The organism is Speluncibacter jeojiensis (genome assembly GCF_029589495.1).
Classification (GTDB): domain Bacteria; phylum Actinomycetota; class Actinomycetes; order Mycobacteriales; family Mycobacteriaceae; genus Speluncibacter; species Speluncibacter jeojiensis.
Window position 1 is genome coordinate 1,401,283 of the sequence record NZ_JAAIVF010000001.1, and the last position, 24,900, is coordinate 1,426,182.

At 68.7% G+C, this 24,900-nt stretch carries 25 protein-coding genes and 1 pseudogene; 9 read left to right on the forward strand and 17 right to left on the reverse strand.

Translation table 11 applies throughout. The features are described 5' to 3' along the window. Positions 1–58 precede the first annotated feature (58 nt). From G4X40_RS06175 to G4X40_RS06185, 3 genes are all read right to left on the reverse strand, one after another. Positions 59–1,126, reverse strand: a complete 1,068-nt coding sequence (locus tag G4X40_RS06175) for an ABC transporter ATP-binding protein (RefSeq protein WP_277830874.1) — start codon at positions 1,124–1,126, stop codon at positions 59–61. Between the two features lie 89 nt (positions 1,127–1,215). Beyond that, positions 1,216–1,950, reverse strand: coding sequence for an alpha/beta fold hydrolase (locus G4X40_RS06180; RefSeq protein WP_277830875.1), 735 nt, complete (start codon positions 1,948–1,950; stop codon positions 1,216–1,218). Positions 1,951–2,126: 176 nt separating this feature from the next. Then, positions 2,127–2,897: a helix-turn-helix domain-containing protein gene (locus tag G4X40_RS06185; RefSeq protein ID WP_277830877.1), complete on the reverse strand. Its 771-nt coding sequence runs from the start codon at positions 2,895–2,897 to the stop codon at positions 2,127–2,129. 115 nt (positions 2,898–3,012) lie between these two features. On the opposite strand from G4X40_RS06185, the gene G4X40_RS06190 reads away from it, so the two are divergent. The 3 genes from G4X40_RS06190 (at position 3,013) to G4X40_RS06200 (ending at position 4,617) form a co-directional block, all read left to right on the forward strand. Further along, on the forward strand, positions 3,013–3,378 hold the full coding sequence (locus G4X40_RS06190; protein WP_277830878.1) for a nuclear transport factor 2 family protein: 366 nt from the start codon (positions 3,013–3,015) through the stop codon (positions 3,376–3,378). Positions 3,379–3,398: 20 nt separating this feature from the next. Beyond that, positions 3,399–3,788 carry a PaaI family thioesterase gene (locus G4X40_RS06195; RefSeq protein ID WP_408642143.1) on the forward strand — a complete coding sequence of 130 codons (390 nt, stop codon included), beginning with the start codon at positions 3,399–3,401 and terminating at the stop codon, positions 3,786–3,788. Positions 3,789–3,852: 64 nt separating this feature from the next. Then, a complete protein-coding gene (locus G4X40_RS06200; RefSeq protein ID WP_277830879.1) occupies positions 3,853–4,617 on the forward strand; it encodes an LLM class F420-dependent oxidoreductase in 765 nt (254 codons plus the stop codon). Between the two features lie 9 nt (positions 4,618–4,626). On the opposite strand, the gene G4X40_RS06205 is transcribed toward G4X40_RS06200, so the two are convergent. Continuing rightward, a complete protein-coding gene (locus G4X40_RS06205) occupies positions 4,627–5,529 on the reverse strand; it encodes an SAM-dependent methyltransferase (protein ID WP_277830880.1) in 903 nt (300 codons plus the stop codon). A gap of 110 nt (positions 5,530–5,639) precedes the next feature. On the opposite strand from G4X40_RS06205, the gene G4X40_RS06210 reads away from it, so the two are divergent. Next, positions 5,640–6,938, forward strand: a complete 1,299-nt coding sequence (locus G4X40_RS06210) for an HNH endonuclease signature motif containing protein (protein WP_277830885.1) — start codon at positions 5,640–5,642, stop codon at positions 6,936–6,938. Positions 6,939–7,147: 209 nt separating this feature from the next. Here the strand turns inward: G4X40_RS06210 and G4X40_RS06215 are convergent. The 4 genes and pseudogenes from G4X40_RS06215 to G4X40_RS06230 form a co-directional block, all read right to left on the reverse strand. After that, positions 7,148–8,181: pseudogene (locus G4X40_RS06215) on the reverse strand (aldo/keto reductase). After that, positions 8,178–8,612 carry a MerR family transcriptional regulator gene (locus tag G4X40_RS06220; protein ID WP_277830889.1) on the reverse strand — a complete coding sequence of 145 codons (435 nt, stop codon included), beginning with the start codon at positions 8,610–8,612 and terminating at the stop codon, positions 8,178–8,180. The pseudogene G4X40_RS06215 and the gene G4X40_RS06220 overlap by 4 nt, the downstream one beginning before the upstream one ends. A 48-nt stretch (positions 8,613–8,660) precedes the next feature. Beyond that, entirely contained in the window at positions 8,661–9,221 is a 561-nt protein-coding gene (locus G4X40_RS06225; RefSeq protein ID WP_277830891.1) for a cysteine hydrolase family protein, read from the reverse strand. 65 nt (positions 9,222–9,286) lie between these two features. Beyond that, complete coding sequence (locus tag G4X40_RS06230) at positions 9,287–10,081, reverse strand: alpha/beta fold hydrolase (protein WP_277830893.1); 795 nt, start codon at positions 10,079–10,081, stop codon at positions 9,287–9,289. Positions 10,082–10,315: 234 nt separating this feature from the next. On the opposite strand from G4X40_RS06230, the gene G4X40_RS06235 reads away from it, so the two are divergent. Together G4X40_RS06235 and G4X40_RS06240 are read left to right on the forward strand one after the other, a co-directional pair. Beyond that, positions 10,316–12,064 (forward strand): ABC transporter substrate-binding protein/permease, encoded by a 1,749-nt coding sequence (locus G4X40_RS06235; RefSeq protein WP_277831314.1) that lies wholly within the window; start codon positions 10,316–10,318, stop codon positions 12,062–12,064. After that, the gene (locus G4X40_RS06240) at positions 12,064–12,804 is read left to right on the forward strand and encodes an amino acid ABC transporter ATP-binding protein (RefSeq protein WP_277830895.1); all 741 of its coding nucleotides are present in this window, start codon (positions 12,064–12,066) and stop codon (positions 12,802–12,804) included. The genes G4X40_RS06235 and G4X40_RS06240 overlap by 1 nt, the downstream gene beginning before the upstream one ends. Before the next feature lie 12 nt (positions 12,805–12,816). On the opposite strand, the gene G4X40_RS06245 is transcribed toward G4X40_RS06240, so the two are convergent. From G4X40_RS06245 to G4X40_RS06265, 5 genes are all read right to left on the reverse strand, one after another. Beyond that, positions 12,817–14,157 carry a sensor histidine kinase gene (locus G4X40_RS06245; RefSeq protein WP_277830897.1) on the reverse strand — a complete coding sequence of 447 codons (1,341 nt, stop codon included), beginning with the start codon at positions 14,155–14,157 and terminating at the stop codon, positions 12,817–12,819. Continuing rightward, positions 14,154–14,888: a response regulator transcription factor gene (locus G4X40_RS06250; protein ID WP_408642144.1), complete on the reverse strand. Its 735-nt coding sequence runs from the start codon at positions 14,886–14,888 to the stop codon at positions 14,154–14,156. Before G4X40_RS06250 ends, G4X40_RS06245 begins: the two co-directional genes overlap by 4 nt. After that, on the reverse strand, positions 14,872–15,165 hold the full coding sequence (locus G4X40_RS06255) for a hypothetical protein (RefSeq protein WP_277830900.1): 294 nt from the start codon (positions 15,163–15,165) through the stop codon (positions 14,872–14,874). Before G4X40_RS06255 ends, G4X40_RS06250 begins: the two co-directional genes overlap by 17 nt. A 155-nt stretch (positions 15,166–15,320) precedes the next feature. Next, positions 15,321–16,895 carry a multicopper oxidase family protein gene (locus tag G4X40_RS06260; RefSeq protein WP_277830901.1) on the reverse strand — a complete coding sequence of 525 codons (1,575 nt, stop codon included), beginning with the start codon at positions 16,893–16,895 and terminating at the stop codon, positions 15,321–15,323. Then, the gene (locus G4X40_RS06265; RefSeq protein ID WP_277830902.1) at positions 16,892–17,410 is read right to left on the reverse strand and encodes a hypothetical protein; all 519 of its coding nucleotides are present in this window, start codon (positions 17,408–17,410) and stop codon (positions 16,892–16,894) included. Before G4X40_RS06265 ends, G4X40_RS06260 begins: the two co-directional genes overlap by 4 nt. 129 nt (positions 17,411–17,539) lie before the next feature. On the opposite strand from G4X40_RS06265, the gene G4X40_RS06270 reads away from it, so the two are divergent. The 3 genes from G4X40_RS06270 (at position 17,540) to G4X40_RS06280 (ending at position 20,399) form a co-directional block, all read left to right on the forward strand. Beyond that, the gene (locus G4X40_RS06270) at positions 17,540–18,025 is read left to right on the forward strand and encodes a MarR family winged helix-turn-helix transcriptional regulator (protein WP_277830903.1); all 486 of its coding nucleotides are present in this window, start codon (positions 17,540–17,542) and stop codon (positions 18,023–18,025) included. Between the two features lie 28 nt (positions 18,026–18,053). Further along, positions 18,054–19,307: an MFS transporter gene (locus G4X40_RS06275; RefSeq protein ID WP_277830905.1), complete on the forward strand. Its 1,254-nt coding sequence runs from the start codon at positions 18,054–18,056 to the stop codon at positions 19,305–19,307. Positions 19,308–19,484: 177 nt separating this feature from the next. After that, a complete protein-coding gene (locus G4X40_RS06280) occupies positions 19,485–20,399 on the forward strand; it encodes an NAD-dependent epimerase/dehydratase family protein (protein ID WP_277830907.1) in 915 nt (304 codons plus the stop codon). Positions 20,400–20,406: 7 nt separating this feature from the next. Here G4X40_RS06280 and G4X40_RS06285 read toward each other — a convergent pair whose 3' ends face one another. The 4 genes from G4X40_RS06285 to G4X40_RS06300 all read right to left on the reverse strand — a co-directional run bounded on the left by G4X40_RS06285 (position 20,407) and on the right by G4X40_RS06300 (position 24,621). Then, positions 20,407–20,898 (reverse strand): hypothetical protein, encoded by a 492-nt coding sequence (locus G4X40_RS06285; RefSeq protein ID WP_277830909.1) that lies wholly within the window; start codon positions 20,896–20,898, stop codon positions 20,407–20,409. 245 nt (positions 20,899–21,143) lie between these two features. After that, positions 21,144–22,082 (reverse strand): tyrosine-protein phosphatase, encoded by a 939-nt coding sequence (locus tag G4X40_RS06290; RefSeq protein WP_277830911.1) that lies wholly within the window; start codon positions 22,080–22,082, stop codon positions 21,144–21,146. A gap of 107 nt (positions 22,083–22,189) precedes the next feature. Next, entirely contained in the window at positions 22,190–23,005 is an 816-nt protein-coding gene (locus tag G4X40_RS06295; protein ID WP_277830913.1) for an SDR family NAD(P)-dependent oxidoreductase, read from the reverse strand. A gap of 131 nt (positions 23,006–23,136) precedes the next feature. Continuing rightward, positions 23,137–24,621 (reverse strand): MFS transporter, encoded by a 1,485-nt coding sequence (locus G4X40_RS06300; RefSeq protein ID WP_277830915.1) that lies wholly within the window; start codon positions 24,619–24,621, stop codon positions 23,137–23,139. Positions 24,622–24,900 lie beyond the last annotated feature (279 nt).

Sequence of the window (24,900 nt, forward strand, 5' to 3'; positions counted from 1 at the left end):
AACTGTGGCACGCGACACCGACCTCTCCGGTGCTGGCCCCACACTGAATCGGTCAGGCTCAGCCCAGCCGGCGACCGTCCGAGGCGGCGAACACGTGCACCTCGTCGGGATTGACGTGCAGTTTCACCCGCTCACCCCGGCGCGGGGGGTTGCGCCAATCCGCGCGGGCAACCAGTTGGTGCCGGGCCTGGTCCACGGTGACCTGCCCGTAGATATAAGCGTCGGAGCCGAGTTCCTCGACCACGTCGACGTCGAGTTCGAGCCCCGACATCGACGGTTCGAGGTGTTCGGGGCGGATGCCGACGACCACCTCGGTCTCGCTGCCCAGCGTGTCCCGCGAGACGGGGATGACCATGTCGCCGAGGTGCACTCCGCCGTCGGCGACCGGCAGCGTCAGCAGGTTCATCGACGGCGAACCCATGAATCCGGCGACGAACACGTTCGCGGGCCGGTTGTACAGCTCGCGCGGCGGCGCACACTGTTGCAGCACCCCGCTCTTGAGCACCGCGACGCGGTCGCCCATTGTCATGGCCTCGACCTGGTCGTGGGTCACGTAGACCATGGTGGTCGCGAGCCGGCGTTGCAGCTCGGCGATCTGGGTGCGGGTCTGCACCCGCAGCTTCGCGTCCAGGTTGGACAGCGGCTCGTCCATCAGGAACACCTGGGGCTGACGGACGATCGCGCGCCCCATCGCGACGCGCTGGCGCTGTCCACCGGAGAGCGCCTTCGGCTTGCGGTCGAGGTACTCGGACAGGTCCAGCAGCGCGGCGGTCTCCTGGACGCGCTGCTTGATGTCGGCCTTGCCCACGCCGGCGAGCTTGAGCGCGAAGCCCATGTTCTCGGCGACCGACATGTGCGGGTAGAGCGCGTAGTTCTGGAACACCATCGCGATGTCGCGCTGCTTGGGCTCCTGCGCGGTCACATCGTCGCCGCCGATCAGGATGCGGCCGCTGTGCACGTTCTCCAGCCCCGCGAGCATGCGCAGCGAGGTGGACTTGCCGCAGCCGGAAGGTCCGACGAGCACCAGCAGCTCGCCGTCCTCGATGTGCAGGTCCAGGTTGTCGACGGCGGCGGTGTCCGACCCGGGGAACAGGCAGGTGGCACCGTCATAGGTCACTGTGGCCATGTCTGGCAGGTCCCTTCACCGGCAGGAACGTGCCGGACGATCCGTAGTACAGGGCTGACGCAGGCACGCTAGCAGGCGGGACCGGCCGCTCAGCTGACGGCCAAGAACTGCGCGAGCAGCGTGTTGACCAGCTCCGGACTCTCCACCGGCAGCGCGTGGGTGCCGGGCAGCACCGCGAGCCGCGCGTCGGGCATCGCGTCCGCGAGCGCGGCGCTGTAATCGATCCGCACCGCGTCGCGGTCGCCCTGGACGATCAGTGTCGGCGCGGTGATGCGGGCCATCTGCTCGTGCGGCAGCCCCGGGTCCCGGTCCCACAGGTCGAGGATCTTGCCGAAGACCACGGGGAAGTGCTCGGCGCCGTCGGGCGAGAGCGCCGCGTACATGTCGCGCAGGTACTGCGGCGGGTTGTCGCGCCAGTTGCTCATCTCGTCGTGCACGTCGGGGTCGCGGCCGGTCCGGTCGTAGTACTGGCCGATCAGCACCAGGCGCCGGACCAGGTCGGGGCGCTCGATCGCCAGCAGCGCCCCGACCAGAGCGCCGTCGCTCCAGCCGACGATGTGCGCACTGGATCCGACCACCTCGTCGAGGAACGCCGCGGTGTCCCGCGCCATCAGCGGATAGGTGAACGGGCCGAGCACATCCGGGGTGGCGCCGTGACCGCGCCGCTCGGGCAGGTAGACCGCGAAGCCGGCATCCGCAAGCGCGGGTGTCTGTGCGAACCACGAGTCCGCGCCGACACCGCCGCCGTGCAGCAGCACGACCGGCTCGCCGTCACCGACGCGGTCCCAGTGGGTGCGCACCCCGTTGAGGTCGGTGTAGGTCATGAGGCGAGGTCCCTTCGGAGCATCGCAGCGAGGGACGAGCGAGGAGCGGACGAAGGCGCCGAGCCGGGCAACACCGTCATGAGGCGAGGTCCCTTCGGAGCATCGCAGCGAGGGACGAGCGAGGAGCGGACGAAGGCGCCGAGCCGGGCAACACCGTCATCAATCGAGGGTAGGCCTCAAGACCGCAGCAGCGCGGCGGTCTCGGCGTCTGCGGGATAAAACGATTCGATGGCCAATTCGGCGACGGTGACGTCGCGCGGGGTGCCGAAGACGGTGGTCACGCTCAGCAGCGACAGGTCGCCGAGCGCCGATCGGAACTGCATCGGCACGATGATGCCCCGTGGGTCGTGCTGCTCTCCGGCGCCGCCGGGATAGCCGCGCAGCTCGTCGAGCAGTTCCGCCAGGCCCTGGTCGCCGGACCAGGCGATCTCCTGTTCGAGCCGGTGCAGCAGGTGCGCACGCCATTCGCCGAGGTTGAGGATGCGCGGCGCCAGCCCGTCTGGGTGCAGGCTCAGCCGCAGCACGTTCACGGGAGGTTCGAGCAGGCGCGGATCGACATCCGCGATGAGGGTGCCGATGGACTCGTTGGCGTCGACCATCTCCCACTGCCGGTCGACCACGACGGCCGGGAACGGCTGGTGCGCCCGCAGGATCTGGGTGATGGCCTCGCTGACGGCGGCCATCGGTGTCGCGTCGAGCCGGTGTTCGGAGTAGGCCGGGGCGAAGCCGCCGGCGAGCAGCATGGTGTTGCGTTCGCGCAGCGGAACATCCAGTCGCTCACAGAGATTGACGATCATCGCCGGGGTGGGGCGCGACCGTCCTGTCTCGACGAAGCTCAGGTGCCGGGTGGACACCTCGGCACGCGACGCAAGTTCCAGCTGGCTGATCCCGCGGCGTTTGCGCCAATCCCTCAGCAGGTGTCCGACCGGTGTCTCGGTGGTGGTCATGAGCCCAAACTAGGGCCGGTGCCGGCCGTCTGCCATTACCTTCGAGGTAATCGACGCCCGTAGTCGACCGGCCCAGGATGGTTCGTGTCCACCGAATCCGATTGAGGAGCAGGCCATGAGCGACTTCGACACCCTCGCGAACCAGTACATCGAGCTCTGGAACGAAACCGACCCGGACGAACGCGCCCGTCGGGTCCGCAGCCTGTGGTCCGAGGACGGCGAGTACATCGATCCGCTGGCCGCCGCCCGCGGCCGAGACGCGATCGCCGCGACGATCTGCGCTGTGCAGGACCAGTTCCCAGGCATGAGGTTCGCGCTGCGCGGCTCCGTCGATGCGCACCACGACCAGGCCAGGTTCACCTGGGAGCTGGGCCCGGCCGGGGAACCGGCGGTGATCGTGGGGTCCGATGTCGCGGTGCGCGACGCGGACGGCCGGCTGGCGCTGGTGCTGGGTTTCGTCGACCAGGTGGCGGCGGCATGAGCACCGAGAGCACGGCGGGGCTGGACACCGCGCAGATGCGCACGTTGATGCCGCTGACCGAGCATCTGGGCATCGAGCTTGCCGAGGCCGGGCCCGACCGGGTGGTCGGGACGATGCGCTGGCGTCCCGCACTGACCACCGCTGCCGGCCTGCTGCACGGCGGCGCGCTGATGGCCCTGGCCGACAGCATCGGCGCCGTGTGCGCCTTCCTGAACTTGCCCGCGGGCGCGTCGACCAGCACGACGTCGTCGAACACGCTGTTCCTGCGCGGCGTGCAGGAGGGGCAGGTCACGGCCACCGCGCGGCCGTTGCACGTCGGCCGCAGCACCATCGCCGTCGTCGTCGACCTGACCGACGGAACCGGCCGATCGGTGGCCCAGGTGACCCAGTCTCAGGCAGTATTGCGCTGACGCGCCTGTGCGTGAATTGCGTGGGCCCGTCCACGCAAATTCACTCACGGCTCGGGAGGACACCATGGTGCGGATCGCGGTTCAACTCCAACCCCAGCACGCCGCCGACTACGGGCTGATCAGGGACGCAGTGCTCCGCTCGGAGGACGCGGGCGTCGATGCGGTGTTCAACTGGGATCACTTCTTCCCGCTCCACGGCGACCCCGACGGCGCGCACTTCGAATGCTGGACGATGCTCGGCGCCTGGGCGGAACAGACCGAGCGGGTGCAAATCGGTGCGCTGGTCACCGGCGGGGGATACCGGAACCCGGATCTGTTGGCGGACATGGCCCGTACGGTCGACAACATCTCCGGCGGCCGGCTGATCCTCGGGATCGGCGCCGGCTGGTTCGAGAAGGATTACGACGAGTACCGATACGACTTCGGCACCGCGGGGTCACGGATCGACCTGCTCGGCTCGAGCCTGGAGCGGATCGAGGCGAGGCTGGCCGCGCTCAACCCGCCCCCGGTCGGGCCGATGCCGTTGCTGATCGGCGGCAGCGGCGAGCGCAAGACCCTGCGCCACGTTGCCACCTACGCCGACATCTGGCACACCTTCGCCGACGTCGAGCAGTACCGGCACAAGTCCGCAGTCCTCGCCGAGCACTGCGCCGCGGTCGGGCGCGATCCCTCGGCCGTGCAACGCTCGACGGACACGCCGAAGGACCTCGCCGACGCGGACGTGCTGGCCGACGAGGGTGTCAGCATGTTCACGATCCCGGTCAGTGGACCGGATTACGACCTCACGCGCGTGCGGGAGGCGGTCGACTGGCGCGATGCGCGGGGGTAGCCGGTCCGCTCATCCTGCGCAGGAACCGGATTCGGCTGTCAGGTAGGTCGGCCGCTCGGCCATCTCCCTGAGGTCGTCGGGGAGGTCCGGGACGTCGCGTCCGTACTGAGCAGCGAGGTCGAGCGGGCTGCGGGTCTGCACCCTCCATCCGTGTTCGGTCAGCCACTCGGCAGGCTCGGCGCGCGTGTCGTCGTAGAACAGTTGTGAGATGTCGATGTTGCCGAACGGATTCTGGTCGAGGTACTTGCGGCGGATCTCTTGGAAGCGCCGGATGTCCGCACCGGATCCGAAGCCGTCCACTGCGAGATGCGATCCGGCATCGGACAATTCGTTGATTCGACCGAACAGCGCATCGTGCGCGGGGCCGGGCAGGTAGGCGAGCAGACCTTCCGCCGACCATGCCGACGGACGCTCCGGCGAGAAGCCGGCGGTCTCGAGAGCCGCGGGCCAGTCGTCACGCAGGTCGACCGCGACTGTTCGACGATCGGCACGTGGTTGCGCGCCATGCTCGTCGAGCACTTCCTGCTTGAACTGCAGCACTTTCGGCTGATCTATCTCGAAGACAGTTGTGCCCGTGGGCCACTCCAGACGGAATGCGCGCGCGTCGAGTCCCGCGGCGACGATCACGGCCTGCGTGGCACCGTCGGCCGCGGCCGCCAGAAAGTAGTCGTCGAAGAACTTCGTCCGAATTCCCATGGTGCCCGGGAAGAACGGCGTGGACTCGAACCGTGAGGGCTCGGCGAGCATCTCGAGAAAATGCTGGTCACCGGCTGCCTCGACGAACCAACGGGCGAACTCGTCGGTGATCAGGGCGTCGTCCCGCGCGCTCTCCAGAGCACGAAAGGTCGCGACCCCGAGAGCGGTGAGGCCGACGCTACTGACGATGTCCCAGCTGTCCCCTGCGGTGCGCATTGCGGTGAACCTCGCAATCGACTCGACAGCCGAATTCTACGCCGAACACGCGGTCAGGCCAGACCGAATTTCTTCCTTGACTAGAACGTCAGTTCGATTATTCTGTGATCATGGTGGGGACCAGGGGAGAGCTCGACACACTGCTCGATGCCGAGTTGTGGCAGTTGAGTGACGCGCAGTTGATCGCTGGTGTCCCCGCGGTGACCGCTCAGATCCACCGGTTGCAGGCGTTGCGAGTGAGCCTGGTCGGGGAGACCGACCACCGCCGTGTGGTGCCGGACCCGGCGCATCCCGCACTCAAACACTGGCTGGCGAACACCCCCGCAGGAATGCTCTCGGTGTCCGAAGCGTCCCGCATCGTCTCGCTCGCGCGGCTGCTGCGCGAACAACCCGACCTCGCCGCCGCCTACGAGTCCGGCGGGTTACGCGCCGACCTCGCCGTGCTGATCGGCGCGTTCTGCGAGAACCCACCCAAAGGCATGCCCGTCGACATCGTCCCCGACATCCGCAAAAGGTTGATCGACGAGGTGTCCCACGGAACCGGCGACGCCGCCGCCCTACGCAAATCGATCACCGATCTGCGGGACGCGTTCGCGCAGACCCCGCCCGCCGAGGACACCGACCGCAACGAGTTCTACGCCTCCCAAACCCTCAACGGGCGCGTCGTCATCAAGGGCGACGTCGACTCCGAAACCGGGGAGATGCTGCTGACCGCCCTGTCGAAACTCTCGGCACCCGTGCCGGGTCCGGGCGGGGAACCCGACCCGCGGCCGGCGGCACTGCGGCGGGCGGACGCGGTCACCGAAATGTTGCGTCGCTTCCACGACTGCGGTGCCGGTCCGGTCGAGGGCGGCGAGAAGCCACACCTGACGGTGTTGGTGAACATCAACGATCTGCATCACTGCGATGGCGGCGAGTGCGGTTGCGGCCGTGACGATTATGGCAGTGACGATAGCGGCGACGGCTGTGGCTCCGATTCCGGCCTCGGCCCGCAGATGATGTGGACCGGCCCGCTCTCCCGCGCCTCGACGCGCCGGTTGGCGTGTGACTGCATCATCACCCCCATCATCATCAACAATGACGGCGTCCCGTTGAAACTCGGCCGCAAAGACCGGCTCGTCCCCGCCTCGCTACGCCGCGCCCTGATCGTCCGCGACCGGTGCTGCGCGTTCCCCGGCTGCGGTAGGCCCGCCGCCTGGACAGACACCCACCACATCATCCACTGGGCCGACGGCGGCGACACCGACCTGTCCAACACCGTCCTGCTCTGCCGCTACCACCACCGACTCATCCACCACAGCGAGTGGGAAGTATTCATCGGACCCGACCTGCTTCCCTGGTTCCGGCCGCCACGCTCCCGCGACCCCGACCGAAACCCCCTCCCCGCCCACGGCCGCACCGCCGCCTGAAACACGGCGCGACCCACACGGGACCCCAAGCACCACAAACGAACACGCCGACCCCACATCGCAAGCAGCGATGCGGGGCTGACGTGTGTAAATGTAAGCGGCGGCGGAACGTTGTCACGTGATGCGCCAACAGCCCCCGGCAGGCGTGTACCGATAGGCCCGGCCGTAAACCCCATGCCCGACCGTCAACCCACGCGCGACCCGTCAGTTCACTCGCGTCCGGCCGATACCCATTGCGGCCCATTGAAGGTCAGGTTCCGATCACCGGAAACCAGTTCCGCCGCGCGGTCGAGGCTCGCCATCTGCTCATCGTCGAGCACCACCCGTGTCGCCGCGGCGTTCTCGTCGACCCGGGTGGCACGCCGGGTCCCCGGGATCGGGGCAACAGGCACACCGATCCGGTCACCCTGCGCCAGCAACCACGCAAGTGCCACCTGCGCCGGGTGGCACCGACCTCAGCGGCGACCGCACGGACCACGTCGACGACCTCCTGGTTCGCCTCGAAGTTCTCGTCGAACCGCGGCTGCCCCTTCCGCATCGAACTGGACACGCTCTCCTTTGTCAGTGCGCCGGTGAGGAATCCGCGGCCGAGCGGTGAGTAGGGCACGAACCCGGCGCCGACCTCGACAGCGGCCGCCACCACGTGCTGTTCGACGTCACGCGACCAGATGCTCCACTCGCTCTGCACCGCGCTGATCGGATGCACCCTGGCCGCCGCGCGCAACTCCGCCCCCGTGACCTCCGAGAGCCCGAGATGCCGGATCTTGCCCTCCTCCACCAGTTCCGCCATCGCCCCGACCGTTTCCTCGATCGGCCGGTCGAGCTCACGACGGTGCATGTAATACAGATCGATCACATCCGTGCCGAGCCGGCGCAGCGACGCCTCGCATGCGGCTCGTACGTAATCGCGGTCGCCGCGGGTCGGGGTGTCACCGGGTTGGTCACCGATCTTGCCGGTGATGCCGAACTTCGTGGCCAGTTGCACCTCGTCGCGGCGGGTGCGCAGCACCTCGGCGATCAGCTCCTCGTTGGTACCCGCAGGCCCCACGGTCCCCGGCCGGGGCTCGCCGTACACGTCAGCAGTGTCGATGAAGGTGACGCCCACATCGAGGGCGTGGTGCAGCGTGGCCAGTGCCTCGGCCGGATCGGTCGGCCCGTAGACGTGACTCAAGGCCATCCCGCCGAAGCCGATGCGGCTCACCTTCAGCCCTTGACCCAGTTCGATCAGCGGTACGTCACTCACAGGAAATCTCCTTGTCGCTCAATGAGAATGGGGTCGGTGATCGGGGTCTCCGTACAGTCCAGCCCACGGTCGATCAATCCGCGATAGTGCTCGATCTTGTCGTCGATGGCGCCGAGGTCCTCGTCCAGCTGCGCACGTTGGGCCAGCACCCGTTCACGATGTTCGAGCAGCAGCGCCATACGACGGCCGTGGCTGGCCGCGCCCTCGTTGTACAACGCGAGGAATCGGCGGATCTCCGCGACCGGCATGCCGGTGCGGCGCAACCGCACGACCAGCTGGATCATCCGCAGCGACACGTCGTCATACCGGCGTCGTCCGTCGCTGCCGCGGTTGACGCGGGGGATCAGGCCCTCGCGCTCATACCAGCGAAGCGTGTCTCGGGTCAGTCCGGTCGACTCTGCGACCTCCGCTATACCCAGTGCCGTCGTCATGGGTACCGACGGTAGGTGCTGGAGTGCGCTCCAACGCAAGCCCTGCGCTCAGATCACTGATATTCCCTCGTCGGCCAGCTCCGCCAGTGTCCGGCGGTGGGCCTCGCGGGTCGTCCCGGCGCAGGCGTCGGCGACGACGGACACCCGGTATCCGTGCTCGCGGGCCGACCGCGCCGCCAAGGCGACTCCGTGCTCGGTGGCGATGCCGCTGAGCACGACGTCGGTGACGCCCCGCAGCCGCAGGTTCGCGTGCAGGTCGGGGTTGGCGAAGATGTCGCGCGCGTACTTGGTCAACACCAGATCGCCGTCGCCCGGCGCCAAGGCCCGATGAAACGACGCCCCATGACCCGACAGATCGGACCGCATCGGGTCGGCCGGATCCGTGCTCGCGTACCGGGTGCAGACGATCGATGCGCCCGCCCGCCGGAACCGGTCGCGCGCCGCGACCGCCCGATCGACGACCGCACTGTCGTGCGCGAGTTCGATGATCCAGTGCTGGAAGTCGATCTCGACCAGTGCGGTGCAGGTCGGCGTGGGGTCGGCCGGTGCACCGCGAGTCGGTGCGGTGCGCATCAAGGCGGCGCGAGTCGGTGCGGGGCGCGATGTCATGCGCGGCACGCTAACGACCGGAGCGCACTCCAACGCAAGCCCACACGGGACTCACGCGCCAGGACTCAACTCACCCGGGCCGTCGTCGCACTTCCCTCGAGCAACACCCGGGCGATCAGCTGCGGATCGTCCGACATCGGCACGTGACCGACCTTCGGGTAGGCGGTCACCCGCGCCTGGGGGAACACCTGCCGCACCCGTTTGGCCTCGTACACCGGCAGCACCAGATCTCGCTTGCCCCACGCGACAGTGATCGGCACCATCGGGTCGGCCAGCGGGCTGAAGGTGAAATCAGCGCTGAGCCCGCGATCGATCACCTTGTTGGTCAGCAGCGCGCGGCTGTCGATCTTGGCGATCTCCGGATCGACCCGCCACGGCTTCGAGAAGAACACGCCCATGCCAACGGTTCGACCTGCCTTGCTGTCGAGCATCCTGTCCATGCGCGGCCCGAGCCGGCGCGCGCTCGCCCGCAGCGCCAGGAACGTTTTGACCGCACGTTCCTGGTCCACCTTGTTGGCGAAGAAGCCGGCCGGGGAGATCGCGGTCGCCGACGCGACCTTGCCACGCGCAGCCATCTCCAGCGCGAACCAGCCGCCGAGGGAGTTGCCGGCGACGTGCACCTTCTCACCGGGGGCCACTTGCTCGAGGAACTCCTCGGCGATCTCGGTGCCGATCCGCAGCGGGTCGGCGCCCGCAGGCATCTCGGGAGAGTCGCCGTGACCGGGGAGATCGACGGTGACCACCCGGCGGTGCGGGGTGAGCAGGTCCAGGACCGGGTTCCAGGCGTGTCGACGATGGACGACACCGTGCACCAGGACCAACGTCGGGCCCTCACCGCGAATCTCATGTGCCAGCTGCATGGAGTAAGTGTGACGTAAATTCACGTGTAGTGCCAGGGTCAATTCTGGCCTGACATCTCGCCGGGCACCGAGCTCGGGCACCGAGCCCCGGCGGAACCTACTGTCGGCAAGATCGTAAGACGCCACGGCGGCACGCCCCTGCGAGGCCCCTCGACGCGACCGCGCGGTCGATAGAGTCCCAGGGTGACCACTCGGCGACGCACCCGCACCCTGGCAGTCGTCCTCCTGACGCTGATGCTGACCCTGGCAACCGCGGCATGTTCGAGCGGCTCGCCGAGTTCGTCGAGCACCGACCTGTGCTCCCCGCCGGGCGTCGACAGCGCCTCGAGCGCACCCACCAACCTGGCCGCCTCGTCCGCCGCGGGCGAGGTCGACCGCTACACGACGGCGACGACCACCCCGCTCGACCAGATCGACGCGAGCAAGCTGCGCCTGATCACCCCCGGCACGCTCACGGTCGGCACCCTCTCGGACGCGCCGCCGAGCATCTGCGTCAACTCACAGGGTCAGTTCACCGGCTACGACAACCAGTTGCTCGAGGCGGTCGCCGCGAAGCTCGGCCTGAAGGTGAAGTTCGTCGGCACCGAATTCGCCGGGCTGCTCGCCCAGGTCGCCGGCCACCGATTCGACGTCGGCTCGTCGTCGATCACCACGACGGCTGAGCGGCGCGACACGGTCGCATTCACCAACGGCTACGACTTCGGCTACTTCTCGCTGGTGGTCAAGGACGGCTCGCCGATCAAGGGCTTCTCCGACCTGAACGCCGGCACCCGGATCGGTGTGGTCCAGGGCACCGTGCAGGACGACTACGTGGTCAACACCCTGCACCTGCAGCCGGTGAAGTTCCCCGACTACAACACCGCCTACGCGAACCTCAAGAGCGGACAGATCGACGCCTGGGTGGCGCCGTCGCAGCAGGCGGTCGGCGCGATCAAGCCCGGCGACGGCACCGAGATCGTGCAGAACACGTTCAGCGTCAACAACTTCGTGGGCTGGGCGGTCGCGAAGGACAATCAGCCCCTGGTCGACGCGCTGAACTCCGGCCTGGACGCGGTGATCGCCGACGGCACCTGGGCGAAGCTGTACTCGGAGTGGGTTCCGCGGCAGCTGCCGCCGGGATGGAAGCCCGGCAGCAAGGCCGCGCCGATGCCGCAGCTGCCGGACTTCGCCGCGATCGCGAAAGGCCACCAGAACGAGCAACCCACCACCCAGTCGGCGCCGAAATCGACGCTGCAGCAACTGAAGGACACGTTCTTCGACTGGGGCCTGTACAAGAAGGCGATCCCGGACCTGTTCAAGACCGGCCTGCCGAACACGCTGATCCTGTCGATCACCTCGGGGGTCATCGGCACCGTGCTGGGCATGCTGCTGGCGGTCGCCGGCATCTCGCGCACGCGCTGGCTGCGCTGGCCGGCGCGGGTGTACACGGACATCTTCCGCGGGCTGCCGGAGGCGGTGATCATCCTGATCATCGGGCTCGGCATCGGCCCGGTCGTGATCGGGCTGACCGGCAACAATCCGTTTCCGCTGGGCATTGCCGCGCTGTCGCTGATGGCCGCCGCCTACATCGGCGAGATCTTCCGCTCCGGTATCCAGAGTGTCGAGTCCGGTCAGATGGAAGCCTCACGCGCACTGGGTTTCTCCTACCGCAGCTCGATGCGGCTGGTGGTCGTGCCGCAGGGTGTGCGGCGGGTCCTGCCGGCGCTGATGAACCAGTTCATCTCGCTGATCAAGGCGTCGTCGCTGATCTACTTCCTGGGCCTGGTCGCCTCGCAACGGGAGCTGTTCCAGGTCGGCCGCGACCTCAGCTCGCAGACCGGCAACCTGTCGCCGCTGGTCGCCGCGGGACTGTTCTACCTGCTGTTGACGATTCCGCTCACACATCTCGTCAACTACATCGACCGGCGGCTGCGCACCGGGCGTCCGGCCACCGCCGAGGAAGCACTCGAAGTCGAGGATGCGGCCGGAATGGAGATGAACTGATGACCACCCCCACCGCGTCTGTTTCGCTGACCGGCCGGGACCTGCACCTGTCCTTCGGCGCGAACAAGGTGCTGCGCGGGGTGGACCTGCAGGTCGACTCCGGCACCACCACGACGGTGATCGGCCCGTCCGGATCGGGCAAGTCGACGCTGCTGCGGGTGCTCAACCGACTGCACGAACCCGACTGCGGCGACATCCTGCTCGACGGCAGGTCAATCCTGAAGGAGAACCCCGACCGGGTCCGGCAGCGTATCGGGATGGTGTTCCAGCACTTCAATCTGTTCCCGCACAAGACCGTCGCCGAGAACATCATGCTGGGACCGCGAAAGCTGCGCGGACTGTCCAAGGCTCAGGCCCGCGAGCTCGCGCTGCAGCAACTCGACCGGGTCGGGTTGGCGGGCAAGGCCGACTCGCGGCCCGGTCAGCTCTCCGGCGGTCAGCAGCAGCGGGTCGCGATCGCGCGTGCGCTCGCGATGGAACCCGAGGTGATGTTCTTCGACGAGGCGACCTCCGCGCTCGACCCTGAGCTGGTCAAGGGTGTGCTGGCGCTGATGACCGACCTCGCCCGGGCCGGCATGACCATGGTCGTCGTCACCCACGAGATGGCCTTCGCTCGTTCGGTTTCCGACTCGGTGCTGTTCATGGATCGGGGTGCGGTCGTCGAGACGGGCGCTCCCCAGGAGCTTTTCGATAGCCCGAAGACCGTTCGGCTGCAGCAGTTCCTGTCGCAGGTGCTGTGAACGGTATCCCGTTCAGCGCGGCGTCGGCTCCCGCAACATCCGCATGACCAGGCGTACCCCGCCCAGCGGACTGTCCTCGAACCACGCTGTGCCGCCGTGCAGTTCGACCTGCTGGCGCAGCAGCGCCAAGCCCAGTCCGGAACCGTCCGGCGATGCGCCCGAGCCGCGGCGGAACCGCTCGAACAACTCCGGACGCTCCGGCGCAGGAATACCGGCGCCGTTGTCGGCGACCGCGACCGTCACCTGGTCGCCGTCGAGACGCGCCCCGATGTCGATCCGGGTCGCACCACCGTGCCGGATGGCGTTGGCGATCGCGTTGTCGACCGCGAGGCGCAGTCCCGCCGGCAGCCCGACCATCGGCAGCTGGGGCGGCACGTCCAATCGCAGCTCGAGGTCGGGGTGTGCGCGGGTGGTGTCGGCCGCCGCCCGGTCGAGCAGTTCGGCCAGGTCGACCGGCACGTAGTTCTCGGCCGACGAGAGGTCCCCGGCGGCAAGGCGTTCGAGCGCGTACAGAGTCGCCTCCGCGCGGCGCTCGGTGCGCAGCGCGTCGCCGAGGATCTCCGCGCGCTTGTCGGCATCCAGCTCCAACGTGGTGGCGACCTCGAGGTTGGTCCGCATGGCGGTCAGCGGGGAGCGCAGCTCGTGCGCGGAGGCGGCCGCGAAGTCGCGGGCGGTCTGCAGGGCCGCGGCGGTGCGGGCACGCTCGTGGGTGTTCGCCGCCAGCAGCTGGCGGAGCGCGGCGGCGAGTTCCTCGGCCTCGTGCGCGCCGGTCACCTGCGGCGGCGGCGCCTGCGGGTCGACGCCGAGGCGCCGGGTCTGGTCGGTGAGCTTGCGCAGCGGTCCGATCGCGACGCCGGCGAACAGCCACCCCAGTCCCGCGGCGACCGCGACCGCGCCGAGCCCGATGCCGATGGTCCACCGGTGCTGTCCGGCGATGCTCGCGTCGAGCGGAGCGGTCGGAGCGCCCACCGAGATGGTCGCGCCGAGTCCAGCGAGTACCGACACCGTCCGCACCCGGTACTGCACGCCGTCCACGGTGACGTCAGCCCAGCCGGGTTGCAGGACCGGAAGCTCGACGGGGGTCGCCGACAGCACCACCGGACCGGCGCGCAGCGTGCCCACATAGCCGGGCGCGACCACCGGCTTCGGTTCGAGCACGCGCAGGCTGGTCAGGTTCCCGGCCGCCACCTGCGCGACCGAGTCGAGTTTGCCGTCCATTTCCGAGTGCGCCTGCCGGCCGATCGCCACCCACACCACGGCGCCGAGCACCAGCACCACCAGCGCGGTGCCGAGCGCGGCGGCCGCCGTCACCCGCAGGCGCAGCGACACCGACCGGCCGGCGAGCGCGCTCATCGTTCCCGCAGCACGAAGCCGACGCCGCGCACGGTGTGCAGCACCCGCGGCGCCCCCTCGATCTCGAGTTTGCGGCGCAGATAGCTGACGAACACGTCGACCACGTTCGTCTCGGCCTCGAAGTCGTAACCCCACACCGACCGCAGCAGCTGTTCGCGGCTGAGCACGATGCCGGCGTTCTCGGCGAGTTCGGCCAGCAACTCGAACTCGCGTTTGGTCAGGTGCACCTCGGTACCGGCGACCTCGACCCGACGTCCGGGCAGGTCGATCAGCACCGGTCCGATCCGCACGGCGTCGCCGTCTGCCTGCACCGCCGGTTCCGGACGCCGTCGCAGCAGCGCGCGCAGCCGGGCGACCAGTTCACCGAATTCGAACGGCTTGACCAGGTAGTCGTCGGCACCCGCTTCGAGCCCGGTGATGCGGTCGTCGACGGCGCTGCGCGCGCTGAGCACGCACACCGGCACGTCGTTGTGCATCGCCCGCAGCGCGGTGACCACCCCGACGCCGTCGAGGACCGGCAGGTTGAGGTCCAGGACCATCACGTCGGGGTCGTGCTCGTCGACCGCGCGCAACGCGGCCCCGCCGTCGGTCGCCGTGAACACCGTGAAGTCCGACAGTTCCAGGCCGCGTTGCAGCGCGGTCAACACGTCGGTGTCGTCGTCCACCACAAGAACCTTCGCATCCGCAGCCACGCACCCATCTTGCCCGCCCGCATCAGGCGGCGACCGGATCAACCACGAATTCGGACTCCACGGCCTCGGCCCACCGCTGGTACTCCGGCGTCCACTCGTCGGCCGGGTCCAGCGAGAAGATCAGCACGTCGTCGACGCCGCCGGGGCCCTCGCCGGGCAACACCGAGGCGATCCATCCGCGTGTGGGGTCGGTGACGAGCACCTCGCCGGCGGCGAGATCGGTCGCGAGCGCGGCCGCCATGTCCTCGGCGGAGCATCCGTGCAGGGCCGGTGTGGTGAACTTTCCGTCGACACCCATCGTCCGCAAGCTGGTCATGACTCCTCCTCCGGCTGGAACCCGTTGTTCTGCAATCACTTCTCGGTGATGAAGAACCCGATGACCAAAACGGTAGAAGGGCGAAGTTGAGGGGTTGTTGGGGAAGAGTTAAGGCTCTGTGAGATTCGGCGCGCGCCGGTTCGGGGCCTGCAGGCTCACAGGGTCGTCGTGAGGTTGGCCATCATGGCCATGTCCTCGTGTTCGAGGTTGTGGCAGTGCAGCAGGAACCGTCCGGTGTAGTCGGTGAAGCGGACGGCGATCTCGGCGGCCTGCCCGGCGTCGAGGTTGATGGTGTCCTTCCAGCCGCGGTCGGTCGGTCTGGGGTCGCGGCCGTTGCGGGAGAGCACCTGGAACTGGTTCAGGTGCACGTGCACGGGATGGTTGAAGTCGCTGGTGATCCGCCAGATCTCGAGGTCGCCGAGCCGGGCGGTCGCGTCGGCGCGTTGCGGATCGAACGGCTTGCCGTTGATCAGCCAGCCCTTGTCCTGGGTGCTGCCGTCCATCGCGGTCATCTTGCCCATCCGGAAGTTCATCTCTCGGGTGCGCACCGCGTGGGCGGGGTCGAGCCGTTCGAGGTCGACCAGCCGGTCAGGGACCGCACTGGTGTCGTCGACGGTGTGGGTCACCCGCAGGCGCAGGACGGGGACGGTGGTGCCGTCGCCGAGGTCGTTGACGATGGTGACCTGCTCGCCGGGCCGGTAGCCGGTCAGGTCGACGACCGTGTCGAAGCGTTCGGACGGGGCCATGTCGATCGCATCGAGGTGTTGCGGCTTGTCGAGCAGCCCGCCGTCCGAGCCGATCTGCACGAATCCAGGCGCCTGGCGGTGCGGGGTGTCCAAGCGCAGCCGGTAGACGCGGGCGTTCGAGGCGTTGAGCCAGCGCAGCCGGTGCCGAGCGGCGGCGACGTCGTAGCGCGGCCATGGCACGCCGTTGACGAGAATCACGTCGCCCTGCACGCCCTGCATGTAGTCGCCGGTGACCCCGGGGGTGTGCAGGAATGTCGGGTCCTGGGCGGGGTAGGCGAGCCGGCCGCGGGCGTCGAAGGCGCGGTCGCACAGCATCAGCGGCAGGTCCCGGTCGCCGCGCGGCAGCGGCAGCGCCTGTTCGGGCTCGTCGGTGATCAGATGGAAACCGGCCAGCCCCTGCCACACCGAGGAGCCGGTGAAGTCCATGCGGTGGTCGTGGTACCAGAGGGTGGCGGCGAGTTGGTCGTTCGGATAGGTGTGGTCGCGCTGCCCGCGGGCGATGACGGCTTGCGGGTCGCGGGCGAGCATCGCCGTCGTCCCCGCCACCGGCAACAGATAGTCGGTCGGGTAGCCGTCGGAGTCGGCGGGGGTGTGGCCGCCGTGCACGTGCACCACGGTCGGCACATCGAGTTCGTTGCGATGCGTGACCACCGCGGTCCTGCCGTGCCGGGCGGCCAGGGTGGGTCCGGGGAACTGTCCGTTGTATCCCCAGATGTCGGTGCGGTAGCCGGGCAGGATCGTCGCGGTCGCGCGCCGTTGGGTGACCTGGTGGTAGTCGGCGGTCTGATCGCTGCGGTAGGGCGCGAGGACAGCGGGCACCGTGCCGGGCAGCGTGAACGGCTCGGGCAGGCGGGCCTGGCTGGTCAGGGTCTTGCCGAGGGTGCGCGGACCGGACAGCTGCCAGTCGATGCCGGCACCGAGCAGCGCGGCCCCGCCGATACCGGCCGCCGACCAGCCCAGGAACCGGCGCCGCGAGACGGTCACCGCGACGCGTCCGGCGCGTCGGGCTGCTGGACGGGATGCGTCTCGACGGGGCGCTTCTGGGCGGCGACCAGCGGCGCCCGCCAGGACCACACGGCCATCATGATCAGGCCCGCGACGACCGTGACCCCCAGCGGCACGTGCAACTCCAGCAGCACGTCCGCCCAGCCGATCGACGACTGCGCACCCACCGCGACGACCAGCGCAACGCCCCCGATGACCGGCCACCACCGTCCGCGCGCGAGCCGCCGGTCCTCGAGTGACACCAGCAGGACCGCGATGGTCAGTGCGGTGAGGATGTTGGAGTTGGTGCCGTGCAGGTCCAGGGCGTCGTAGTTGCCCGAGATGAACTTTCCCGCGAGCGCGGCCTGCACGAGGCCGTCGACCGCGGCGAGGGTGGCGACCGAACGCAGGCACATACGGGCGATGCGGGCACCCCGGCCCGGACTGCGCCCGGGCACCGGCCGGGTTCCCTCGGCCCCCTGCGTTTCGTCAGCTGAATCGGCGGTCGTCGTCATCGATTCGTCCTGTCCGGATCGGCGTCGCCGCGCGGCCTGTCGCGCGGCGCGGCCAGAATAGTGTCCGAATTCTGGGAGCCGGCTGGCAGAGCTTGTATTTAGCGTGACTAATAGTTAGACTTCTATACTATGCAGTCGGATGACCCCGCCAACCTCGCGGAAGGCCTGCGCCCCCTCCTGGTCCGCGTCAACCACATGGTGCGACGACGCAGCCCGGGTTGGGACCTCACCGCCGCACAGACCTCGGTGCTCACCACGCTGATGGATCGTGGACCGATCCGCATGGGCGAGCTGGCCCAGCACGAGCGGGTGCGGATGCCGACGGTGACCAGTATGGTCACCCGGCTCGAGCGGATGGGGCTGGCCGAGCGCAACCCCGACCCGGCCGACCGGCGCGCCGTGCTGGTCGGGATCACCGAAGACGGACGCAGGCAGATCGCCGAGCTCGTCGCCGAGCGAAACGACTACCTGGCCGCACTGCTGGGCGAGTTGTCCGCGCAGGAGCGCGCCCATCTCGCGGCGGCCCTTCCGGCGCTGTCCCGACTGCTCGAACTCGACCCCGGGCACGAGCCGAGGGTGCCGAACACCACGGACGACGAACTCGCCCGCCGATAACCGGAAAACCAGTTGAGAAAGAAGACACATGAGTAGCACCGCGACGCTGGTGCACGACGAGCACGCCGCGCACCCCAAGCTCACCGACGCTTTGCGCGGTCAGCCGAAAACCGTGTGGGTCACCGCATTTGCGGCGGTCATCGCGTTCATGGGCATCGGGCTGGTCGACCCCATCCTCAACACCATCACCGAGGCGCTGCACGCCACACCGTCGCAGACCACGCTGCTGTTCGCGTCCTACCTGGGCGTGCAGGTGGTGGCGATGCTCTTCACCGGCGTCATGTCGTACCGCTTCGGTCCCAAACGAACCGTCGTGACCGGCCTGCTGCTGATCGTCATCGCGGCGGGACTGTGCGCCCTGGCCAACAGCATCGGCGCACTGGTGTGGCTGCGTGCCCTCTGGGGCCTGGGCAACGCGTTCTTCATCGCGACCGCGCTGTCGGTGATCGTCGGCGCCGCCACCGGCGGCCAGAAGGGCGCGATCCTGCTCTACGAGGCCGCCCTCGGTCTCGGTCTGGCCGTCGGCCCGCTGGTCGGCGCCGTACTCGGCAACGTCTCCTGGCGCGGCCCGTTCGCCGGCACCGCGGTGCTCATGGCGATCGGCGCGATCCTGTGCGTCACCATGCTCACCAAGGACCCCGACCGGTCCCACCGGCAGCAGGTGCGGCTGATCGATCCGCTGCTCGCCCTGCGCAACCGGAACCTGCTGGTCACCTCGATCGGCTCGGCGTTCTACACGGCCGCGTTCTTCACCGTCATCGCCTGGGCGCCGTTCGTGCTCGGCAAGGGCGCGTACTTCACCGGCTTCGTGTTCTTCGGCTGGGGACTGTGCACCGCGGTCTCGGGCGTGGTCATCGCACCCAAGGTCGCCGCCCGGCTGGGTGAACGCGGAGGCGCCATCCTCGCGGTGCTCGTCTATGCGGCACTCATGGCGGTGCTCGCGCTCGGCAACACCACCACCGTCGTCGTCGCGGTGATCCTCTCCGGCCTCGTCTCCGGCGTGCTGAACACGCTGTTCACCGGCGCCGCAATGAGTTCCGGTACCGCACCGCGCGCGGTCTCCAGCGCCGGCTACAACTTCCTGCGCTGGCTCGGCGGCGCCGCCTCGGCGATCCTGGTGGGCCACATCGCCACCTGGTTCGGCGACATGGCGGCACCGTTCTGGGTCGCGGTCGGATGCTGCGTGGTCGCCGCCGGAGCGCTCGCCCTGCGCGAGGCGAAGGAACCGGCCGACCCGCACACCGTCCCCGAGGACGCCGCGATCATCGGCGCCGAGCAGTAGCCACTCCCTTTTCACATCGCCCGTGCAGATCCCCGATCCGCGCGGGCGATGTGCGTTTCGGGGGTTGGTCCGCTCGGCGGGAACGGCCGTGCGGATCACCGCGCCGCACCGATAGCGTCGGGCCGAGGCCGGGCTCACACCGTCCGCTCGGCCACAGACCGCCAACGAAGGACGCCCATGAAGACACTGATCGTCGGTGGCACCGGGATGATCGGCAGCCACACCGCCCTGCACCTTCGCGACGAAGGCCACCACGTCACCGTCGCCGCCCGCACGCCGGTCGCCGAAGATTCGCCGGTGGCGGGCTTCCCTGTTCTCCTCGGCGACTACACGGCCGGCACCTTCACCGAAACCGATCTGGGCCAGTTCGAGGCAATCGTGTTCGCCGCGGGACTCGACATCCGGCACAAGCCGAAGGACGCCGACGAGGACGAGTTCTGGGAGCGCACCCAGACGGGCGGTGTGCCGCGGTTCGTCGCCCTGGCCAAGCGGGCCGGAGTCGGGCGCGTCGTCCAGATCGGCAGCTACTACCACCAGGTCATGCCGGAACTCGTCGAGCGCGACCCGTATGTGCGGGCCCGCAGCCGCGCCGACGAGGGCGCGCGGGCACTCGCCGACGCCGACTTCAACGTCTCGACGCTGAACCCGCCGTCGATCCTGGGTGTCATCCCCGGGGCGTCGACCCGGCGCTACGCGAAGATCGTCGACTGGGCCGACGGCGCGCTCCCGGACGTCCCGAACTTCGCTCCCGCCGGCGGCACCAACTACCTGTCGGTGCGCTCACTGGCGGCCGCGGTCGGCGGGGCGTTGCAGCACGCCGAGTCGGGCAAGCGGTACCTCGTCGGCGACGCGAATCTGACGTTCCGCGAATACTTCCAGGCTGTGTTCGACGCTGCGGGCAGCAGCATCCGGCTGGAGGAGCGCGACGAGGAGCACCCGTTCATGCCGGACTCGGCGATCGTCCCCGGCCGCGGGCACGTGCTCTCCTACGAACCGGACCCGGCCGACACCGAGTTGCTCGGATACCCGCGCGGCGACGTCGAGCGCGCTCTCGACGAGATCGTCGCCGCGGTGCGCGCGTCCCGGACGTAGCCGACCGCTACCACTCGGGCGTCTCGCGATCACACAGTTGCCCGAGCGGTGCGATGACGGCGCCGGTGTCCGGGTCGACCCACACCGGCGCCGCATCGCGCACCGAGGGCGTCAGCAATCTCCATCCGCGCGAGGGCCACTGGACGAACTCAGAGCCCGCCAGTTGGGTCTGCACGGTGTCGGCCACCCAGACGCCCGCCTCTCCGTAGGTCGCGTCCACGGCCAGTCCACGGCCGATCCGCCATCCACCCAGTCCCTCGCGCGTGTCCCAGCCGATGCTGACGTAGTAGTCGGCGTTGACCTCCAGCACCCACTCCAGATCGTCGACGGTCATGTCGCGGCCGTACCGCAGGCAGTGCAGGTCACGTGCGACGTCGCCGAGCGCCCGTACCCAGGATTCCGGAGCGTCAACGATGGACTGGCCGTCGATCGGCCGACGCTGCTCGCCGACCGGTAGGCGCCAGATGAGCACGTCATCGCCATAGGGGTCGGGAATCACCAGATCACTCCTCGCCCTCGATCCGACAAACGCCCGATGACAGAAGTTTACGGTGCGCCACAAGCGCTTGCGGGCAGTCACCCGGTACCGGCGCGACGGCAGGGGGTGAGTTCGCGGAGGGATTCTCGGCGCAGTCGCGGACCGGCAGTCCGGGATGAGGTCTCGCGCACCGACCAAAGTTCCAAGTTTGTACATTCTCGGAACTTTGGTCGCGCGGCGTGACGTGCCCCGAACGGCGCGCCGGGTCAGCGCACCAACTTCGCCCTCAGCTTCGCGAGGGTGCTCTGGTCGAGTCCCAGGCCGGCGGTGAGGTAGTTGTCCACCGTGCCGTAGCTCGTCTTGATCTGGTCGAGCCCGGCCTGCAGGAAGCTCGCGTCGACGCCGAGCATCGGCTTGAGGGCATCCGCGGCGGCCTGTCCCTTGCTCGCCACCAGCGACTGGTAGGTCTTCGCATTCTGGGCCGCCAGGTAGTCGTTGGTGGCCAGATAGTCCTTCATGATCGTCGCTTCGGGGACACCCGCGACGGACTGCAGCAGCATCGACGCCCAACCGGTCCGGTCCTTGCCGGAGGTACAGTGGAACACCTGCGGCCCAGGGGTGTTCGCGAGGTCGGTGAGCAACTGCTCGAAGCCGGCGCGGTTCGCCGCGTCGGTCACGAAGCTGCGGTTCATGTCCTGCATGAACTTCATGGCCTCTTCCGGCGTGCGCACCGCCATGGCCGCGGCATACAGGTCCCCCGCGAGGATCGGGATGTGCACGTACTTCACGCCGGGCAGGGTCGCATCGGGCGCCTGCGCGACCTCTTGGTCGGTCCGCACGTCGTAGATCGCCCTCAAATGCAGACCCTCAAGGGTTTTCAGGTCAGCGGCGTCCGGAGTCAGGGCATTCGATCGGTAGAACACCCCGCGCTGCAGGTGCCGCCCGGTGGTGGTGACGTATCCGCCGTCGGTTCCGGCGACGTCACGGAAGTTCGCCACCGACGCCAGCCGCGGGGTCGCGGCCGGCTGCGGCATCAAGCTCCCGAGCCCCGGAATGCTCAGCCCGGCAGAGCCGAGCGAGGGGAGCTGCACAGGATCTGCGGCGGCGACAGGGCCGAGGGCGCCGGCCGCGAGAATGCCGCCGGTCACCAGCAGTGCCGCTGCGGTTCGTTTTCGTCGAGCCAGGACGGTGGGGAGCACGAACATCGGTACCTCTCCTCTGGACGGTCGCTGCGGCACAAAGCCTGTGCCGTGAGAGGAGCGTCGATGATCAGTATCGTTGCGGCAAGTCACCTTTCCCGCTCAGCGGGTCCTCATGGATGGCGGGGCCGGTTGGTCCAGCCACCGGATTCGCGGGGCACCCAGCCGCCCGAGCCGTGTGTCCCGCCGTCGACGTGAAGGGTTCCGCCGGTGACGAACCGCGACAGGTCCGACGCGAGGAACAGCGCCGCGCCGGCGACGTCCTCAGGCCTGCCCGGACCACCGAGCGGCGACCACCGCGGCCACATCGGCTCGTCTTCCTCGGGCACGAGTTGCGCGTACGGAACCTGCAGCGACTCGATCAGGTCCGGTGCGATGGCGTTGACCCGGATCCCCGACGGGCCGACCTCCGCGGACAGCGACCTGGTGAACTGCATCAACGCCGTCTTGTATGCCGAATACACGGTGTGGCCGGGGATCGCGCGGTGCGCCTCGACGGTCGTGAGGTTGATGACCGAGCCCCCGCCGCGCTCGGCCATCCCGGGGAGCACGGCATGCGTCAGCCGCAGCACGTGCCCGAAGTTGATGTCGTGCAACTCGTCCCACAGTCCGTGGTCGTTCTCCGCGAACGGCTTCGGTGCCCGGACGAAGTGGCCGACGTTGTTGACCAGGATGTCCGGTTGGTGGTCGAGCAGCGGCTCGAGCACCTCGGAATCGCGGACGTCGCACTCGAACAGCGCGATCGACCCTCCTGCAGCGGTGTCGAATTCGAGCGGATCTCCCACCTCGACGTCGACCGCGAGCACGTCCGCCCCGTGCGAGGCGAAGGCCCGGGAGATCGCCGCGCCGATTCCGCCGCCACCACCGGTGACGACCGCGCGGCGGCCGGAAAGCAACGGACCTGGAGCGAAAACCGAGTTCGTCGTCATGGATCCATGAGAGCGCACCGCACCCATCACGGTCAGGAGAACGTCCCGATCGCCGGGATGACAACCGCGCACCGAGACGGCGAACCCGCGGGACCTCGGTCGAGGTCCCGCGGGCACTTTCGCGTGAGCGCCTACGCCGGCACCCCGGCGTACGCCGGATCGACGGCCGGTTCTGTGTCGAGCGAGAACTGCGTGATCCTGCGCGGCAGGGCGACCGCGGCGAGGAAGCCCACGACTGCGACGACCGCGCCCAGCAGGAACCCGAGCGTCATCGCGTGATCGGTGTAGAACGCGTTGCCCTGCACCACCATCGCGATGTTGGAGTTGAGGATCGCGAAGACGATCACCGGCAGGATGCCCGGAACGACCGACTGTGACGCCGCGACCACACCTGCGGTGGTGGCCTGGTACTGCGGCGCCACCGACGCGATGATGATGTTCGGCACGGCGGCGTAGCACAGACCCATGCCGAAGCCGAAGATGCCGGCGAACAAGATCACCAGCGGCTTGCTGGTGTGCGAGAACGCGGTCAGCGTGAACCCGATGGCCATGATGATGTTGCCGGCCACGATCATCAGCCGCGGCGGGATCTGCTTGGCGGTCAGGCCGACCAGCACGCCACCGATCATCGTGAAGGCGCCGATGGGCGCCGAGTACAGCGCGAACTGCTCCGCGTTGACACCGAATCCGTAGTGCAGGCCCAGCATGGCCGGCGTCATCGCCATCATCGGCAGCAGCATCGTGTACACCGCGCTGCAGCCGTAGGTGGCGCCGGCGGCGATGGTGGTCAGGCCGATGGAACGGTGGCGCAGCAGACGCAGGTCCACCAGCGGCTCACGGACGAGCGTCGCGCTGATCACCCAGGCGACCAGCAGCACCGCGCCGCCGATCAGGTACAGGAGCGTGCCGCTGGAGGTCCAACCCCAGGAGGGCCCGTTGCTGACGCCGACGAGCACTCCGGCCAGGCCGGCGCCGAGCAGGACCGCACCGATCAGGTCGACCCGCGATCGCAGCCGTACCGGCGACTCCTCGGTGGTGATCGCGATGATCGGACCGAGCACAGCCACGACGATGACCATGAACCAGAAGATGGAGCGGAAGCCCCAGTTGTCGAGCAGCCAACCGGTAAGGAACGGCGCGGCGATCGAGATCAGACCCATGCCGCTGGTGGCGATGGACACCGAGAACGCGACCTTGGACGCGGGGAACACGTCGCGGATCAGCGAGTAGGACAGGAACAGCGTCGGGACCAGGAATCCGCCGAGGGCACGGCCGGTCACCATCACGGCGAAGCTGGGTGCGATGGCGGAGAGCAGCGAGCCGATCGTCGCCAGGCTCAGGCAGGTCAGCAGCATCTTGCGCTTGCCGTACATGTCGGCAAGCTTGCCCAGCAGGGGCGCGGACACCGCCCCGACCAGGAGCATCGCGGTGAGCAGCCAGGCGCCCTGCGTGGTCTTGTAGTGCTGGCTGATCGACGGCAGCGCGGTAGAGACCATCAGGTAGCTCACGGTGAGCAACTCGAGGATCAGGATGATCGAGACCAGCGACAGCACCAGCCGCGGAGTCCACCCGCCGGATTTGTCGCCGGGTCCCGCCGCTGTGGGCGGTACTGGCATGTGTGTTGCCATGGGGGAGCGGTCCTTTCGAGCGAGCCACGCGGTTCTGTGAGGCTGACGCCCACACGTGCCGGTCGGGCGCAGTGGATGTGTCACGCGGCGACAGGAGCAACCCGCCGGTGTAATCCGAATCACACTCTGCACGTCCGTCCCACTCCACCGTGGATCCCGCTCATCGGGACGGAATTTGAAGGTTTGCCGTGCGAACGATAAACCGTAATTTTGCAACCGGAGTTCACACAAAACCGCAGGTCACACACAGCAAAGCGCGGCGCGCGC

Bases quoted from the DNA above. Each gene is read 5' to 3' on its own strand.
- G4X40_RS06230 (WP_277830893.1), bottom strand. From the start codon at position 10,081: ATGCAGCTGGCACATGAGATTCGCGGTGAGGGCCCGACGTTGGTCCTG.
- G4X40_RS06275 (WP_277830905.1), top strand. From the start codon at position 18,054: ATGAGTAGCACCGCGACGCTGGTGCACGACGAGCACGCCGCGCACCCC.
- G4X40_RS06180 (WP_277830875.1), bottom strand. From the start codon at position 1,950: ATGACCTACACCGACCTCAACGGGGTGCGCACCCACTGGGACCGCGTC.
- G4X40_RS06270 (WP_277830903.1), top strand. From the start codon at position 17,540: ATGCAGTCGGATGACCCCGCCAACCTCGCGGAAGGCCTGCGCCCCCTC.
- G4X40_RS06225 (WP_277830891.1), bottom strand. From the start codon at position 9,221: ATGACATCGCGCCCCGCACCGACTCGCGCCGCCTTGATGCGCACCGCA.
- G4X40_RS06290 (WP_277830911.1), bottom strand. From the start codon at position 22,082: ATGTTCGTGCTCCCCACCGTCCTGGCTCGACGAAAACGAACCGCAGCG.
- G4X40_RS06265 (WP_277830902.1), bottom strand. From the start codon at position 17,410: ATGACGACGACCGCCGATTCAGCTGACGAAACGCAGGGGGCCGAGGGA.
- G4X40_RS06205 (WP_277830880.1), bottom strand. From the start codon at position 5,529: ATGCGCACCGCAGGGGACAGCTGGGACATCGTCAGTAGCGTCGGCCTC.
- G4X40_RS06235 (WP_277831314.1), top strand. From the start codon at position 10,316: ATGCTGACCCTGGCAACCGCGGCATGTTCGAGCGGCTCGCCGAGTTCG.
- G4X40_RS06190 (WP_277830878.1), top strand. From the start codon at position 3,013: ATGAGCGACTTCGACACCCTCGCGAACCAGTACATCGAGCTCTGGAAC.
- G4X40_RS06240 (WP_277830895.1), top strand. From the start codon at position 12,064: ATGACCACCCCCACCGCGTCTGTTTCGCTGACCGGCCGGGACCTGCAC.
- G4X40_RS06295 (WP_277830913.1), bottom strand. From the start codon at position 23,005: ATGACGACGAACTCGGTTTTCGCTCCAGGTCCGTTGCTTTCCGGCCGC.
- G4X40_RS06255 (WP_277830900.1), bottom strand. From the start codon at position 15,165: ATGACCAGCTTGCGGACGATGGGTGTCGACGGAAAGTTCACCACACCG.
- G4X40_RS06280 (WP_277830907.1), top strand. From the start codon at position 19,485: ATGAAGACACTGATCGTCGGTGGCACCGGGATGATCGGCAGCCACACC.
- G4X40_RS06210 (WP_277830885.1), top strand. From the start codon at position 5,640: ATGGTGGGGACCAGGGGAGAGCTCGACACACTGCTCGATGCCGAGTTG.
- G4X40_RS06175 (WP_277830874.1), bottom strand. From the start codon at position 1,126: ATGGCCACAGTGACCTATGACGGTGCCACCTGCCTGTTCCCCGGGTCG.
- G4X40_RS06300 (WP_277830915.1), bottom strand. From the start codon at position 24,621: ATGCCAGTACCGCCCACAGCGGCGGGACCCGGCGACAAATCCGGCGGG.
- G4X40_RS06245 (WP_277830897.1), bottom strand. From the start codon at position 14,157: ATGAGCGCGCTCGCCGGCCGGTCGGTGTCGCTGCGCCTGCGGGTGACG.
- G4X40_RS06185 (WP_277830877.1), bottom strand. From the start codon at position 2,897: ATGACCACCACCGAGACACCGGTCGGACACCTGCTGAGGGATTGGCGC.
- G4X40_RS06220 (WP_277830889.1), bottom strand. From the start codon at position 8,612: ATGACGACGGCACTGGGTATAGCGGAGGTCGCAGAGTCGACCGGACTG.
- G4X40_RS06200 (WP_277830879.1), top strand. From the start codon at position 3,853: ATGGTGCGGATCGCGGTTCAACTCCAACCCCAGCACGCCGCCGACTAC.